General features: G+C 66.6%; 12 protein-coding genes and 2 pseudogenes. 4 read left to right on the top strand and 10 right to left on the bottom strand.

The window, feature by feature from the left end:
* Positions 1 to 2: 2 nt before the first annotated feature.
* The 4 genes and pseudogenes from MPSD_RS03830 to MPSD_RS03815 form a co-directional block, all read right to left on the bottom strand.
* A pseudogene (locus MPSD_RS03830) lies at positions 3 to 2,394 on the bottom strand (aerobic carbon-monoxide dehydrogenase large subunit).
* Positions 2,391 to 2,870, bottom strand: coding sequence for a (2Fe-2S)-binding protein (locus tag MPSD_RS03825; RefSeq protein WP_036426958.1), 480 nt, complete (start codon positions 2,868 to 2,870; stop codon positions 2,391 to 2,393). The pseudogene MPSD_RS03830 and the gene MPSD_RS03825 overlap by 4 nt, the downstream one beginning before the upstream one ends.
* Positions 2,871 to 2,872: 2 nt before the next feature.
* A pseudogene (locus tag MPSD_RS03820) lies at positions 2,873 to 3,764 on the bottom strand (FAD binding domain-containing protein).
* 60 nt (positions 3,765 to 3,824) lie between these two features.
* The gene (locus MPSD_RS03815) at positions 3,825 to 4,988 is read right to left on the bottom strand and encodes an XdhC family protein (RefSeq protein ID WP_036426960.1); all 1,164 of its coding nucleotides are present in this window, start codon (positions 4,986 to 4,988) and stop codon (positions 3,825 to 3,827) included.
* Positions 4,989 to 5,012: 24 nt separating this feature from the next.
* On the opposite strand from MPSD_RS03815, the gene MPSD_RS03810 reads away from it, so the two are divergent.
* Positions 5,013 to 5,978: a LysR family transcriptional regulator gene (locus MPSD_RS03810; RefSeq protein WP_020788844.1), complete on the top strand. Its 966-nt coding sequence runs from the start codon at positions 5,013 to 5,015 to the stop codon at positions 5,976 to 5,978.
* Positions 5,979 to 5,995: 17 nt separating this feature from the next.
* Entirely contained in the window at positions 5,996 to 6,211 is a 216-nt protein-coding gene (secE2, locus tag MPSD_RS03805; RefSeq protein WP_012392611.1) for a calcium dodecin, read from the top strand.
* A gap of 108 nt (positions 6,212 to 6,319) precedes the next feature.
* Here the strand turns inward: secE2 and MPSD_RS03800 are convergent, their stop codons facing one another.
* The 5 genes from MPSD_RS03800 to ttfA are packed head-to-tail and all read right to left on the bottom strand — an operon-like array spanning position 6,320 to position 10,063.
* Entirely contained in the window at positions 6,320 to 6,964 is a 645-nt protein-coding gene (locus MPSD_RS03800; RefSeq protein ID WP_015354350.1) for a TrmH family RNA methyltransferase, read from the bottom strand.
* On the bottom strand, positions 6,961 to 7,854 hold the full coding sequence (locus MPSD_RS03795; protein ID WP_020727971.1) for a hypothetical protein: 894 nt from the start codon (positions 7,852 to 7,854) through the stop codon (positions 6,961 to 6,963). Before MPSD_RS03795 ends, MPSD_RS03800 begins: the two co-directional genes overlap by 4 nt.
* A 10-nt stretch (positions 7,855 to 7,864) precedes the next feature.
* Positions 7,865 to 8,404 (bottom strand): orotate phosphoribosyltransferase, encoded by a 540-nt coding sequence (pyrE, locus tag MPSD_RS03790; RefSeq protein WP_015354348.1) that lies wholly within the window; start codon positions 8,402 to 8,404, stop codon positions 7,865 to 7,867.
* On the bottom strand, positions 8,391 to 9,164 hold the full coding sequence (locus MPSD_RS03785) for an SDR family NAD(P)-dependent oxidoreductase (RefSeq protein WP_015354347.1): 774 nt from the start codon (positions 9,162 to 9,164) through the stop codon (positions 8,391 to 8,393). Before MPSD_RS03785 ends, pyrE begins: the two co-directional genes overlap by 14 nt.
* Positions 9,165 to 9,208: 44 nt before the next feature.
* The gene (gene ttfA / locus MPSD_RS03780) at positions 9,209 to 10,063 is read right to left on the bottom strand and encodes a trehalose monomycolate transport factor TtfA (RefSeq protein WP_012392606.1); all 855 of its coding nucleotides are present in this window, start codon (positions 10,061 to 10,063) and stop codon (positions 9,209 to 9,211) included.
* Positions 10,064 to 10,420: 357 nt separating this feature from the next.
* Here ttfA and MPSD_RS03775 point away from each other — a divergent pair, with 357 nt between their 5' ends.
* A complete protein-coding gene (locus tag MPSD_RS03775) occupies positions 10,421 to 11,251 on the top strand; it encodes an enoyl-CoA hydratase/isomerase family protein (protein WP_015354346.1) in 831 nt (276 codons plus the stop codon).
* Here the strand turns inward: MPSD_RS03775 and clpB are convergent.
* Positions 11,248 to 13,794 carry an ATP-dependent chaperone ClpB gene (gene clpB, locus MPSD_RS03770; protein WP_086085725.1) on the bottom strand — a complete coding sequence of 849 codons (2,547 nt, stop codon included), beginning with the start codon at positions 13,792 to 13,794 and terminating at the stop codon, positions 11,248 to 11,250. The genes MPSD_RS03775 and clpB overlap by 4 nt on opposite strands.
* Positions 13,795 to 14,120: 326 nt before the next feature.
* Here clpB and MPSD_RS03765 point away from each other — a divergent pair, with 326 nt between their 5' ends.
* A complete protein-coding gene (locus tag MPSD_RS03765) occupies positions 14,121 to 15,302 on the top strand; it encodes an FAD-binding oxidoreductase (RefSeq protein WP_086085724.1) in 1,182 nt (393 codons plus the stop codon).

The raw sequence follows: 15,302 nt of genomic DNA, 5'->3' as shown, positions 1-15,302 counted from the left end.
CCTTAAATCGGAGGTGTGGCCCGGCCCTGCATGGCCTCCCAGACTCGGGACGGCGTCAGCGGCATGTCGGCATGGCGAACCCCATATGGCGCCAACGCATCCACCACCGCGTTCACCACCGCCGGGGGCCGAGCCCACGGTGGCCGATTCACCGATTCCCTTGGCCCCGATCGGGTGATGCGGCGAGGGCGTCACCGTGTGCCCGGTTTCCAGGTGCGGCACCTCGAGCGCGGTCGGGATCAGATAGTCCATCAGCGAGCCGCCCAGACAGTTACCGTCCTCATCGAAGGCGATCATCTCCATCAACGCCATGCCGATGCCGTCGACGATGCCGCCATGCACCTGGCCCTCGATGATCATCGGGTTAATGCGGGTGCCGCAGTCGTCGACGGCCAGGAAGCGCCGCACCTTGACCACCCCGGTGCCCGGATCGACGTCGACCACACAGAAGTACGCGCCGTACGGGTAGGTCAGGTTCGACGGGTTGTAACACACCTCGGCGTCCAGGCCGCCCTCGATGCCCTCCGGCAGATCGCCGGCTCCATGGGCCCGCATCGCGATGTCGGCGATGGTGACCGATGCCGACGGATCTCCCTTGACGTGGAATGAGCCCTTCTCCCATTCCAAGTCGGCAACCGATACCTCGAGCATGCCCGAAGCGATGATCTTGGCCTTGTCGCGCACCTTGCGGGCCACCAACGCCGCTGCGGCGCCCGAGACCGGGGTCGAGCGGCTGCCGTAGGTACCCAGCCCGAACGGGGTCTGATCGGTGTCACCGTGCACCACGTCGATGTCGTCGGGTTGGATCCCCAGCTCCTCGGCGACGATCTGGGCGAACGTCGTCTCATGGCCCTGGCCCTGGGTCTGCACCGACAGTCGCACCACGGCTTTGCCCGTCGGGTGCACCCGGAGCTCGCATCCGTCGGCCATGCCCAGCCCGAGGATGTCCATGTCCTTGCGCGGGCCGGCGCCGACGGCCTCGGTGAAGAAGGAGATGCCGATGCCCATCAGCTCACCGCGATCGCGCTTTTCTTTTTGTTCGGCGCGCAGGGCATCATAGCCGATCATGTCCATGGCCTGGCGCATGGTGGACTCGTAGTCGCCCGAGTCATAGACCCATCCCGTTTTGGTGGTGTACGGGAACTGCTCGGGCTTCAGCAGGTTGCGCAGCCGCACTTCGGCGGGGTCCATCTTGAGTTCGAAGGCCAAGCAATCCACCAGCCGCTCAACGAAATACACCGCCTCGGTGATGCGGAACGAACACGCGTAGGCCACCCCGCCGGGCGCCTTGTTGGTGTACACCGCGGTCATGTGGCAGTAGGCGGCTTCCAGGTCGTAGCTGCCGGTGAACACGCCGTAGAAACCGGCCGGGTATTTCGTCGGTGCCGCCTGGCCGTTGAAGGCACCATGATCGGCCAGCACGTGAGAGCGCAGCGCCAGAATCTTGCCCTCGTTGGTCGCGGCGATCTCACCGACCATGATGTAGTCGCGCGCGAAGCTGGTCGAGGTCAGGTTCTCGCTACGGTCCTCCATCCATTTGACCGGTTTACCCAGCACCAACGAACCGACGATGGCACACACATAGCCGGGATAGATCGGCACCTTGTTGCCGAAGCCGCCGCCGATGTCGGGCGAGATGACCCGGATCTTGTGTTCGGGCAGCCCGGCGACCAACGCATACAGCGTGCGGTGGGCATGCGGCGCCTGCGAGGTGGTCCATAGCGTGAGCTTGCCGGTGACCGGGTCCAAATCGGCTACCGCTCCGCAGGTTTCCATCGGCGCCGGGTGCACACGCGGATAGACCATCTCCTGTTTGATCACCACGTCAGCCTTGGCGAACACGGCGTCGGTGGCCGCCGCGTCACCGGTCTCCCAGTCGAAGATGTGATTGTCCTGCTTGCCGTCGAGGTCGGTGCGGATCACCGGCGCCGACGGGTCCAAGGCCTTGCGCACGTCGACAACCGGGTCCAGCGGGTCGTACTCGACGTCGATCAACTCGAGCGCGTCGCGGGCCGAATAACGGTCCTCGGCAACGACGAAAGCCACCTCCTGGCCCTGGAAGCGCACCTTGTCGGTGGCCAGCACGGCCTGCACGTCGTTGGACAGCGTGGGCATCCAGGCCAAGCCCTTCTCGGCCAGATCCGCGCCCGTCACCACCGCCTTGACCTTCGGATGGGCAAGGGCCGCAGTCACATCAATGCTGACGATGCGGGCGTGCGCATACGGTGAGCGCAAGATCGCCAGGTGCAACATGCCCGGCAACGCGACGTCATCAACATAGTTGCCGCGGCCGCGGATGAAGCGAGGATCCTCTTTGCGCAGCATCCGGCCGTGGCCGCAAGGCTTTTGGTCGTTGTCGGCCAGGTCTTCTGGCCGTGATTCGATGGTGGTCACGAGCTGGCCACCTCCTTGGCGTTCTTGGCGGCCCACTGGATGGACCGCACGATGGTGGTGTAGCCGGTGCACCGGCAGATCTGCCCGGAGATCGCCTCGCGAATGGTCTCTTCATCGGGGTCCGGATTGCGGTCGAGCAGGGCGCGGGCGGTGATCATCATTCCCGGCGTGCAAAAACCACACTGCAGTCCGTGGCAACGCATGAACCCTTCCTGCACCGGGTCGAGTGAGCCATCGGCCGCCGCTAGCCCTTCCACGGTGCGAATGCTGCGCCCGGAGGCCATGACGGCCAGCATGGTGCAGGACTTCACCGGCACACCGTCGACGTCAACCACGCAGGTCCCGCAATTGCTGGTGTCACAGCCCCAGTGGGTTCCGGTGAGCCGCAGCTGATCCCGCAGGAAGTGGACCAGAAGCATTCGGGGTTCGACTTCGGCGCTGACCGGTTCGCCGTTGACGGTCATGTTCACCTGCATCATTAGTTCCCTTCCGGTGCCGGCTGGTTGCGCACTCGCCCGACGGCGCTGCGCAGGGTTCGAATGGTCAGTTCCGCGGCCAGATGCCGCTTGTAGTCGGCGGTGCCACGGATGTCGGTGACCGGCTCGCATGCCTGCCCGGCACGGCGGCCCGCTTCGGCGAACGTGTCTTCATTGGCCGGCCGACCAACCAGCGCCGCCGCGAGTTCGGCCAGCGCGGCCGGGTCCGGATTGACCGCGGTCAATCCGGACCCGGGCGGCGGTAATGGTGTCGTTGTTCAGCGTGACGGCCGCCCCGGCCGCCGTCACCGCCCAATCACCGACCCGCCGCTCCACCTTCGCGTAGGCGCTGGACGTGTTGTGCCGGACCGGGATGCGAACCTCGACCAGCATCTCGCTCGGGGCCAGGGTGGTCTCGTAGGGCCCGGCCTGGAATTCGTCGATGGCGATCTCACGCTCCCCCGAGGACCCGCGGGCCAGGCACACCGCGTCCAGCACGGTGCAGACCGTCGACAGGTCCTCGGCCGGGTCGGCCTGACACAGCGAACCCCCCAGGGTGCCGCGATTGCGCACCACCGGGTCGGCGATCACCCGCTCGGCGTCGCGGAAGATCGGGCACACCGCCGCCAGCGCCTCGGACTCGAGGATCTCGCGATGACGGGCCATCGCCCCGATGCGCACTAGCGTCGGATCGGTGATCAGGTACCCCAGCTCTGGCGCCAGGTCATTGATATCGACCAGGTACTCGGGGTTTGCGATCCGCAGCTTCATCATCGGCAGCAGGCTGTGGCCGCCGGCGACGAGGCGCTCCCCCTCCCCCAACCGGTCCAATAGTCCGATGGCGTGATCGACGCTGGTCGCACGCTCGTATTCGAAGGGCCCAGGTACTTGCATGTCGAAAGTGTCGGCCCCGCCCGAAATGGCCGTCAATATCGAATTAAGTAATCGTTGAACTTAGCCCGCACTTGCTTCGAAATCGTCTGCGACCTGCAGATCTCGGTGGATGCGCCCCGATGTCTCGGCCAACGGGCGGCCACCGCCGCCCCAACGCCGGGCGATGATGTCGGCCGCGATCGAGACCGCGGTCTCCTCTGGGGTGCGGGCTCCCAGATCCAGGCCGATCGGGCTGGACAACTGGCTCAGCTCGGCGTCGGTCAGCCCCGCCGCGCGCAGCCGGCTCATCCGATCGTCATGGGTTTGGCGTGATCCCATCGCCCCGATGTAGCCGATCCGGGGCAGGCGCAGCGCTACCTCAAGCACCGGGACATCGAACTTCGGATCATGAGTGAGCACGCAGATCACCGTGCGTTCGTCGATGGCACCCGCCTGCACCTCGGCGGCGAGATACCGGCTGGGCCATTCGACGACAACCTCGTCGGCCGTCGGGAAGCGCGCCCGCGTCGCGAACACCGCGCGGGCGCCGCAGACGGTAACCCGGTAGCCAAGAAACGAACCCTGCCGGGCCAGCGCCGCGGCGAAGTCGATGGCACCGAACACCAGCATCCGCGGGCGCGGCGCGAAGCTGGATACGAAGATCTCCATCCCTTCGCCGCGCCGCTGCCCGTCGGGCCCGTACTTGAGGATTTCGCTACGCCCCAGGGCGAGCAGACCCCGCGCATCATCGGTGACCGCAGCGTCGGCACGCACCGATCCCAGCGATCCCGCCGTCGGCCTGCTGGGGTCGGTCCGGACCACCAGCCGGCGGCCTACCCACTGCGGGTCCGGGTGCGCGATGACGGTGGCGACAGCGACCGGCACATGGGCCGCGATATCCTCGGCCACCGCGACCAGCTCGGGAAACGTCGCCGGCGAGACGGCTTCGATGAAGATGTCGATGATGCCGCCGCACGTCAGGCCCACCGCGAACGCGTCGTCGTCGCTGACACCGTAGCGCTCCAGCCTCGGTATGCCGGTGCGCGTCACCTCGCCGGCGCTCTCGTATACCGCGCCCTCCACACAGCCACCCGACACCGAGCCGCTCACCGAACCATCCGGCGCCACCACCATCGACGCGCCCGGAGGCCGGGGCGCCGAGCGCAATGTGCGAACCACCGTGGCCAGGCCGGCCGTGTCACCCGCGCGCCAGATCGTTATCAGGTCGGTAAGCACATCCCGCACACATCCCAAAGTAAGCTCAAACTCGTGACCCCGGCTCAACTTCGGGCCTATTCGGCGGTGGTGCGCTTGGGCTCGGTGCGGGCTGCCGCCACCGAACTCGGCCTCTCGGATGGCGGCGTCTCGATGCACGTCGCGGCATTGCGCAAAGAACTCGACGACCCGCTGTTCACCAGGACCGGCGCGGGGCTGGCGTTCACTCCTGGCGGCCTGCGGCTGGCCAGTCGCGCGGTGGAGATCCTGGGGCTGCAGCAGCAAACGGCGATCGAGGTCACCGAGGCGGCTCATGGCCGCCGGTTGTTGCGCATCGCGGCGTCCAGCACTTTCGCCGAGCACGCGGCGCCGGGGCTGATCGAGCTGTTCTCGTCGCGAGCCGACGACCTCTCCGTCGAGTTGAGCGTGCATCCCACCAGCCAATTCCGCGATCTGATCTGCTCGCGGGCGGTGGACATCGCGATCGGCCCGGCCAGCGAGAGTTCGATCGGTTCGGACACCTCGTTGTTCGTGCGGCCATTCCTGAAGTACCAGATCATCACCGTCGTGGCACCCAACAGCCCACTGGCCGTGGGGATTCCAACGCCCTCCCTGCTGCGCCAGCAACAGTGGATGCTTGGCCCACCGGCGGGAAGCGTGGCCGGTGAGATCGCAACCATGTTGCGCGACTTGGCGATTCCGGAGTCACAGCAGCGCATCTTCCAGAGCGACGCCGCCGCGCTGGAAGAGGTGATGCGCGTTGGTGGCGCGACGCTGACCATCGGATTTGCGGTCGCCAAGGACCTTGCCGCGGGGCGGCTGGTGCACGTGACGAGTCCGGGGCTGGACAAGGCGGGTGAGTGGTGCGTGGCGACCCTGCCGCCGGCCGCACGTCAACCCGCGGTGTCTGAGCTGGTCCGCTTCATCACCACGCCGAGGTGCATTCAAGCCATGATCCGGGGCAGCGGGGTCGGTGTGACGCGGTTCCGGCCGAAGGTGCACGTCACGCTGTGGAGTTAGCTATACGCTTTACCCCCATGAGCGTGTACAAGGTGATCGACATCATCGGGACCAGCCCCACGTCATGGGAGCAGGCCGCGGCCGAAGCGGTGCAGCGAGCGCGGGAAAGCGTCGATGACATCCGCGTAGCCCGGGTCATCGAGCAGGACATGGCGGTGGATTCCAGCGGGAAGATCACTTATCGCATCAAGCTCGAGATCTCGTTCAAGATGAGGCCTTCGCAACCGCGCTGATCCCGCCGAATGCGCGTCCTGGGCCTTGACAGTGCGCCGGGGGCGGTGGAATCACGAAATGCTCGCCGCCGGCGCACACTCGAAGCCGTCAGCGCAGCGTCGAGTCACTCACCAGGCGTGTGAGAGGTCTCCGTGCTGGCGGATCCAGGCGTGCATCGCGATCCCTGCCGCAACTCCGGCGTTAATGCTGCGTGTTGAGCCAAACTGGGCGATCGACACGGTGACCACGGCCCCGACCCGGGTGTCGTCGGTGATGCCGGGCCCTTCCTGGCCGAACACCAACAGGCAATCCCGCGGCAGCGTGGTCTCTTCGAGTCGCGCCGCTCCGGGCACGTTGTCCACCGCCACCACGGTCAACCCGGCCCCCACGGCGAACTCCAGCAACTCCGCAATGCTGTCATGGTGGCGCAACCGCTGGTAGCGATCGGTCACCATGGCGCCGCGCCGGTTCCAGCGCCGACGCCCCACGATGTGCACGGTGTCCACCGCAAACGCGTTGGCGGTACGCACCACCGAGCCGATGTTGGCATCGTGGCCGAAGTTCTCGATCGCGATGTGTAGCGGGTGCCGCCGCTTGTCGATGTCGGCAACGATCGCCTCGCGCGTCCAATACCGGTAGGCATCGACGACATTGCGGGCATCGCCGTCGCGCAGCAGGTCCGGGTCGTATCTCGGGTCGTCCGGGTGTTCACCCGGCCACGGGCCGACACCGGCGGCCGACGCCCCCCATTCGGTGGGACCAGGTTCGCTCATCGCGACGTCCACACCGCGGCATGCGTACCCACCACCGCCACCGTGGCATACAGCAGCGCGTCGTTGATTTCGCCTTGCGTGCACAGCGACGCGTTGACCTGCACCGCGTCCATCGATGCGTCCGGCAGGATCAGCACCGAGGAACCGTAGACCGCACAGGACGGGCTGAGCCCCCGGCCGGGCAGCGTCGGCGAGGTGAGCAACATCATCGGACCGCCGCGGGCGGCGGAGTCGTCGCGATAGCGGGCCGCCAGGGCGTCCACCTGCAAGCCGAGCAGCATGAACCCGTTGCCGGTGAAGGCCGCCGGGTCGCCGAGCTGCGCCTTGGTCAGCGGCGTACCGTCCGCACGCCATGCCGACAGGCTGGTGGTCTTGACCGTAAGACCGGTGTCGTTTTGGTTGGTCGGCAGCATTCCCACCGGAAAGGCAGCCGGATAGGCGGCCGCGGTCTTGGCGATCCGGTCATGAGGTGAATACGCGTAGACACCGCGGACCGCGCTGCGATCGGTGAGCGGGCCCAGACACACCGTCCCAAGGAGCCGATCCTGTGCCCCCGAGAGCGGCGAGCCAATGTCGCGCACCTTGGTCATCGCGTCGTCGCAGCTGCCCAGGCCGTTGGCCTCCATCGGGTGCGATAGCGCTCCGTAGAGGCCGTAGCGAACATCCTCGGGTTTGGCGTGGGGTGTGTCCTGCTGGGTCGGCGATGCGTCGACATTGACCAGTACGTAGTCCCCCGACCAGCGCAAATTCGACACCCGCATGTTCCAGCCCAGCACCGGCAGCGCCTGGCCGAACCGCGCGCGCTGGGCGCCGTAGACCAGATCGGACTCCGATCGCGAGCAGGCCACCAAGCAGGACAAAGCGATGGCCAGCGCAATCAGGAAACGCACGGCAGGCGGCCTAGCCCAGCCCCAGATCGGCAAGGCCCAGCACACTGCGGTACGGCAGTCCTTCGGCTTGGATCGCCTCGGCCGCGCCGGTGGCCCGGTCCACCACGGTGGCCACGCCGATGACCTCGCCTCCGGCATCTTGAACGGCATGCACCGCCGTCAGCGCCGAATTGCCGGTGGTGCTGGTGTCTTCGACCACCAGCACTTGCTTGCCCGATACCTCGGACCCTTCGATAAGTCGTTGCATGCCATGCACTTTCGCGGCCTTACGGACCACGAAGGCGTCGATCGGGCGGCCCGGTGCGTGCATCATTGCGGTCGCCACCGGGTCGGCCCCCAGGGTCAGACCCCCGACGACCGCATAGTCCCAGTCCTGGGTCAGTTCGCGCATCAGGCTGCCGACCAGCGCCGCCGCCCGATGGTGCAGCGTCGCGCGGCGAAGGTCGACGTAGTAGTCGGCTTCCTTCCCCGACGACAGCGTGACACGGCCGTGCACGACCGCCAGCTGGCGCACCAGCTCGGCAAGCTCTTCACGCTCACGTACGGCCACGACCACCACCTACTCGTTTCATCACGGCCCGTAGCAGGCCTCGGGGAATCATTCGTCCGGCACCGACCAGCGCCTTGTACTGCACACCCGGAATGCTGATCACCTTGCCGTCGGCGATGTCGGCCAGGCTTTCCTGGATCACATCGTCAACGTCGAGCCACATGAACGACGGCAACTTGGTCATGTCGATACCGGCCCGGGCGTGAAATTCGGTATGGACATAGCCCGGGCAGACGGCGTGCACGCCCACGCCGGTGCCCTCCAGCCCGGTGGAGAGCCCTTCGCTGAACGAGATGATCCAGGCCTTGGACGCGGAATAGGTAGACCCCCGCCCGGAGAGCAGCCCGGCAACGCTGGCGATGTTGATCACCGTGCCCGCACCGGCGGCCAGCATGGGCGGCAGCGCCGCCCGGGTCAGCTGCATCACCGCGGTCACGTTGACATCGAGCTGTGCCTGTAAAGCGGCGGGCTCGGTTTCCCAGAACTCCCCGGAGGTGGCGAACCCGGCATTGTTCACCAACACCCGGACTCCACGGGAGAGCCGCTCGGCGACTTTGTCGCGACCGGCCGCGTCGGCGAGATCGGCAGGCAGTATCTCCACGTTGCCGGCATCGTCCTCGAGCTCGACCGCTAATTGCTTCAACCGGTCGACGTCGCGGGCAACCAGTATCAGGTCGTAACCGTCTTGGGCGTAGCGGCGCGCATAGCCGGCGCCTATCCCGGACGTCGGCCCGGTGATCAACGCAACGGGGCGTGGCATGAGCGTCAGTCTACTGACCGGGTGCTGGCGTCCCCGGCGCGCTATTAGCGCTGGTACTTCGTGGCCTGCTGGCCGTTACGGCCCCCCAGCGGTGGCCGCCGGGAGCCCTCGGAACGGCCCTCCTCGCGACGCATCGGCTCGGGGGTGCGGCGCGACGCGTCGGGCAACAAGCCGGCCGCGGGATCGACCTGAGCACGCCGCGGCGGCAGCTCGGGGCGGCGGGACGGAGTCAAAGAGCGGTTCCCGCTTTGGGCCGGCTCGGATTCCTCGGCCTCTTGTGGGCTCTCCTGCGGCAGCGGCGGCAATACCCGCAACAGGTCGTTGAACTGGCGCACGGTGCGCAGCCCCTCGTCCCACTGCGCGCGCGAGCTGGCGATTGGCATGCTGACCAGCGTCCAGTTCTGCTCGTTCCACATGATTTCGGCACAGTCCGGAGCGGTGTGCGCGAAGGTCACCATGCGCCGGTCGCAGGCCCGCCGGGCGGCATCGAGATTGGTGGAATACACCATCCGCGGCCCGATCGCGCCGAGCAGCCAGATGTCGCTCTCGCGCGGCTCCTTCAGGCCCTTGAGCCGCAGGTCAACCACGACGTTGGTGCCCACCTTGCGGTGCAGCGCGATCACCGTGGCGACTTCCTCGAGATCGAAGATGTACACGGCCTCGCCCCGAATCTGACCAAGCACCACGTTCTTGGCCGGGACTTCGCCGACCGTGGACATCACGCCGCGCGTCCAGCGCTGCAGAATGTCGGTCGACTCGCGCTCGTAGTCAAATCCGTGCGACCGCGCCCAAGACTTACGACGTCTGCTGCGCCCGCGGCGTCGATCGATGTCGACGTATAACAGCACCACCGCACTGACGAAGCACAGTGCGGAGAGCGTGAACCAAAGCGGGACCATTCCGCACAGCCTATCTGCTCTGCGGACCCAGTAAATAATCCGAGCAGGTCACAACCCAATCACAGGACTTTATACCCCGGCCTGCCCCCACCCGGTAACCCGCCTTTTCGGGTTTGATGTGCCGGGTTGGACACCCGTTGCGGTGCGCTGATGTGAGCCTTGGGTGAGCCGATGTGAGGTTTGTCGCCTTGCGATGAATCGCAAGGCGGCGTGCGCGGCGACGGGAGTTTGGCCTGGTGCGCGACGCCGGCAGGGGCTCCCCGGGTGACGCAATGGGCGAACTCTTTGCCGCAGTAATGGCCAGACAGCACGGCGATGGCAATATCGGCGGTACGTGAATTTCTCGGAGGCCTAGGGATGCACCAGGATTTCCGGCTCTTACGAGTCGTCAGCGCCGACGGGATTTGCCGGGCCACCATCGACCACCCGCCGGTCAACCTCTTAGACGTTGACCTGCTGACCGAAATCGAAATCCTCACCAACCAAGTCGCGGCCGACAACGAGGTGCGGGTGTTGATCGTCGACTCGGCCGATCCGGAATTCTTCATCGCGCACGCCGATGTCTCGCTAATCAGTGACTTGCCGGCCGACGACACCGCCCGCCATGACGAGCTGTCGCGATTCAATGCCGCCATGCAAGCGTTGCGCGGCCTGCCCAAGGCCACGATCGCCGTCATCGAGGGCGCGTGCCGCGGCGGCGGCTGCGAGTTCGCGATGGCGTTCGACATGCGCTACGCCGCGCTGGGCACGACGGTGCTGGGCCACCCCGAGGTGTCGGTGGGCATCATCCCCGGGGGCGGCGGCACCCAACGGCTACCGCACCTGGTCGGCCGTGCACGGGCGCTCGAGGTGATCCTCGGATGCCGGGACATCGACGCTGCGACGGCCCAGGCCTGGGGGTATGTCAATCGGGCGCTGCCGGGCGAGGAGCTGTGGCGATTCGTCGACAAGCTCGCCGGGCGCATCGCGTCGTATCCCGAAGAGGCCATCGCGGCGGCCAAGCGCGCCGTGGACGTCGCACTGGACCCGCGAACAGATCTGACTACCGGTCTGCGCATCGAGGATCAGCTCTTACGCGAAACGCTCGCGCTGCCGGACACCCGCCGGCGATTGCAGGCGGTCATCGAGGCCGGCGCCCAGACCCGAGAATTCGAGCTGGGCGCCGCCCCGAAACCTCCTGCGACTTAACCGAGGACCAGCGACTCGCCGTCGGCGCTGACATTGACCGGCACCGTGTCGCCGTCGTGCACCTGACCGGCCAGCAGCATCTTGGCCAACTGGTCGCCGATCGCCTGTTGCACCAACCGGCGCAACGGGCGGGCGCCGTACACGGGGTCGAATCCGCGCTGCGCCAGCCATTCCTTGGCCGGCAGCGACACCTCGAGTTGCAGACGACGCTGGGCCAGCCGCTTGTCCAGCTGTTGGAGCTGGATGTCGACGATCTGCACCAGTTCGTCGGGGTTGAGGGCGTCGAAGATCAGCACATCGTCGAGCCGGTTGATGAACTCCGGCTTGAAGGCCGCCCGCACCGCCGCCATCACCTGGTCCGGGGTGCCGCCCGACCCGAGGTTGGACGTCAAGATCAGGATGGTGTTGCGGAAGTCGACCGTACGGCCCTGCCCGTCGGTCAGCCGGCCCTCGTCGAGAACCTGCAGCAGCACGTCGAACACGTCCGGGTGGGCCTTCTCGATCTCGTCGAACAGGATCACCGTGTAGGGACGCCGCCGCACCGCCTCGGTCAGCTGACCGCCCTGGTCGTAACCGATGTAGCCGGGAGGGGCCCCGACGAGGCGGGCCACCGAGTGCTTCTCGCCGTACTCGCTCATGTCGATGCGCACCATCGCGCGCTCGTCGTCGAACAAGAACTCCGCCAGCGCCTTGGCCAGCTCGGTCTTGCCGACACCGGTGGGGCCGAGGAACATGAACGAGCCGGTCGGCCGGTTGGGGTCGGCGACCCCGGCCCGAGAGCGCCGCACGGCGTCAGAGACGGCCTGCACTGCCTTCTTCTGCCCGATGACGCGGTGGCCCAGCTCGTCTTCCATTCGCAGCAGCTTGGCCGTCTCGCCTTCGAGCATGCGTCCGGCGGGAATGCCGGTCCATGCCGACACCACCTCGGCGATGTCGTCGGGACCGACCTCTTCCTTGAGCATCACCTGCTCTCGGGCTTGCGCGTGCGGCACGGCAGCGTCGAGCTTCTTCTCCATCTCCGGTATGCGCCCGTAGCGCAGCTCGGCTGCCTTGGCCAGGTCACCATCGCGCTCAGCGCGCTCGGATTCCCCACGCAGGGCGTCCAACTGCTCTTTGAGCTCGCGGACGATCTCGATGGAGTTCTTCTCGTTCTGCCATCTGGTCGTGAGTTCTGCCAGCTCTTCTTTCTTGTCGGCCAGCTCGGCGCGCAGCTTTTCCAGCCGATCTTTGGAGGCGTCATCCTCTTCCTTGGACAGCGCCATTTCTTCGATCTCCAGCCGGCGCACCAGCCGCTCGACCTCGTCGATCTCGACGGGGCGCGAATCGATTTCCATCCGCAGCCGGCTGGCAGCCTCGTCAACGAGGTCGATGGCCTTGTCCGGCAGGAACCGCGCGGTGATGTAGCGGTCGGACAGCGTCGCGGCGGCCACCAGCGCGGAGTCGGTGATCCGGACGCCATGGTGCACCTCGTAGCGGTCCTTGAGTCCGCGCAGAATGCCGATGGTGTCCTCCGCCGAGGGCTCACCGACGTACACCTGCTGGAAGCGGCGTTCCAGTGCGGCGTCCTTCTCGATGTGCTTGCGGTACTCGTCGAGCGTGGTGGCACCGACCAACCGGAGCTCGCCGCGGGCCAGCATGGGCTTGATCATGTTGCCGGCGTCCATCGCACCTTCACCGGTCGCGCCGGCACCGACGATGGTGTGCAGCTCGTCGATGAAGGTGATGATCTGCCCGGCCGAGTTCTTGATGTCGTCGAGGACGGCCTTGAGCCGCTCCTCGAATTCACCCCGGTACTTCGAGCCGGCCACCATCGAGCCGAGGTCCAGCGCGACGATCGTCTTGTCACGCAGACTCTCTGGGACGTCGCCGGCCACGATGCGCTGGGCCAGACCCTCCACGATCGCGGTCTTGCCGACGCCGGGTTCACCGATGAGCACCGGGTTGTTCTTGGTGCGCCGCGACAGGACCTGAACCACGCGGCGAATCTCGTTGTCTCGCCCGATCACCGGGTCGAGCTTTCCTTCACGGGCCCGCGCGGTCAGGTCGGTCGAGTATTTCTCCAGCGCCTGGTACGTCGCTTCCGGTTCGGGGCTGGTCACCCGGGCGCTACCGCGTACCTTGACGAACGCCTCGCGCAGAGCCTGCGGCAAGGCTCCGTGCCCGGTCAATAGCTTGGCGACCTCGGAGTCGCCGGTGGCCAGCCCGACCAGCACGTGCTCGGTGGAGACGTACTCGTCGTCCATCTCGGTAGCCAGTTGCTGGGCGGTGGTGATGGCGGCCAGTGACTCGCGGGATAACTGCGGCTGCGTGCTGGCCCCACTGGCCTGCGGCAACCGGTCAACTAGGCGCTGCGCCTCGGTGCGGATGGTGGCGGGGTCGACGCCAACGGCCTCGAGCAGCGGCGCGGCTATGCCATCGGCCTGCGTCAACAGGGCCATCAGCAGATGCGCCGGCCGAATTTCGGGATTGCCGGCAGCCGAAGCCGCCTGCAGAGCCGACGTCAGGGCCGCCTGCGTCTTGGTGGTCGGGTTGAAAGAATCCACGACAGCTCCGTTCGGGGTAAGTATCTGAAAAAATGGTTCTCGGGTTGTGCAACGCCGTCAAGATTGAGTCCGTTCCGCTCAACTCTAGCTTTTTTGTCTGCCGGTAATCCAGGGCGGGTCCGACCTACCGGCCAGCGCCCGGCAAATAGCTCGGCAACCCCGGCGGGCATGGCGGCGCGGGGTCGGGTGGGCCCCGCATGACCATCTCTCATCGGCGACTAGCTGCGAGTTCCAGCGGCACCGCGGACCACCTTGGGCCGTGCACCGCGCGCCAGTAGCCCAATCGCGATCCCCGGTGCGTCCCGGCAAGCCTAGAATCGTGGTCCGTGGGCCTTGAGGACCGAGACGCGCTGCGGGTGCTGCGGGACGCCTTCGCACCGCAACCCGACTTAGACCACAAAACGCAATCCAGCGAACTCGTCCGCAGCTTCTACACCAACTGGTTTTCCCTGGACAGTTCGGTGCGCGACTTGTTCCCACCCGAAATGAGCGGCCAGCGCGCAGCTTTCACACGTGCGCTGCGCTGGGTGTACAGCGAGCTCGTCGCACAGCGCGCCGAGGAGCCGATTGCCTTCCTGGCACAGCTCGGCCGGGATCACCGCAAATACGGTGTGCAGCCAACCCAATACGAGACGTTGCGGCGCGCCCTGCAGACCACGTTGCGCAGTCATCTCGGCAGTTCCTGGACCGATTCGGTCGCGCGCGCCGCTGAGCAATCTCTCAATCTGATCGTCGGGGTGATGAGCGGCGCGGCCGATTCCGAGGACGGACCCGCGTGGTGGGACGCAACGGTAATCGAGCACATCCCGGCGTCGCGCGATCTGGCGGTGATCAGGCTGCAACTGGACCACCCAATGCCCTATCACCCCGGCCAATACGTCAATGTCCAAGTCCCGCAGTGTCCGCGTCGCTGGCGTTACCTCAGCCCCGCCATTCCGGCCGACCTCGAAGGGCGGATCGAATTCCATGTCCGCGTAGTACCCGGCGGGCTGGTCAGCACCGCGATGGTCAACGAAACTCGGACCGGCGACCGGTGGCGCTTGGCGAGCCCGCACGGCGGCTTGCACGTCGACCGCACCGGCGGTGACGTGCTCATGGTCGCCGGCAGCACCGGTCTGGCCCCGTTGCGGGCGCTGATTTTGGATATGGGCCGCTTTGTCGAGAATCCACGAGTGCACCTGTTTTTCGGCGCGCGCTACTTCTGCGAACTCTATGACCTGCGCACGCTTTGGCAGGTTGCGGCGCACAACCCGTGGCTTTCGGTTTCTCCAGTCGCCGAATACAAACTCGACCCGTCCTGGGCCACCGACTATCCCGATGTATCACCGCCGCGCGGCCTGCACGTGCGCCAGACCGGCCGGCTGGCCGAAGTGGTCACCAACTACGGCAACTGGGGCGATCGGCAAATCCTGATCTGCGGCGGGCCGGCCATGGTTCGCACCACCAAGGCCGCACTGATCGCCAAAGGCGCTCCGCGCGAACACATCCAGCATGATCCACTGCCCTAG

The organism is Mycobacterium pseudoshottsii JCM 15466, assembly GCF_003584745.1.
Taxonomy (GTDB): domain Bacteria; phylum Actinomycetota; class Actinomycetes; order Mycobacteriales; family Mycobacteriaceae; genus Mycobacterium; species Mycobacterium marinum.
This window is presented reverse-complemented; position numbering and strand designations above follow the sequence as displayed.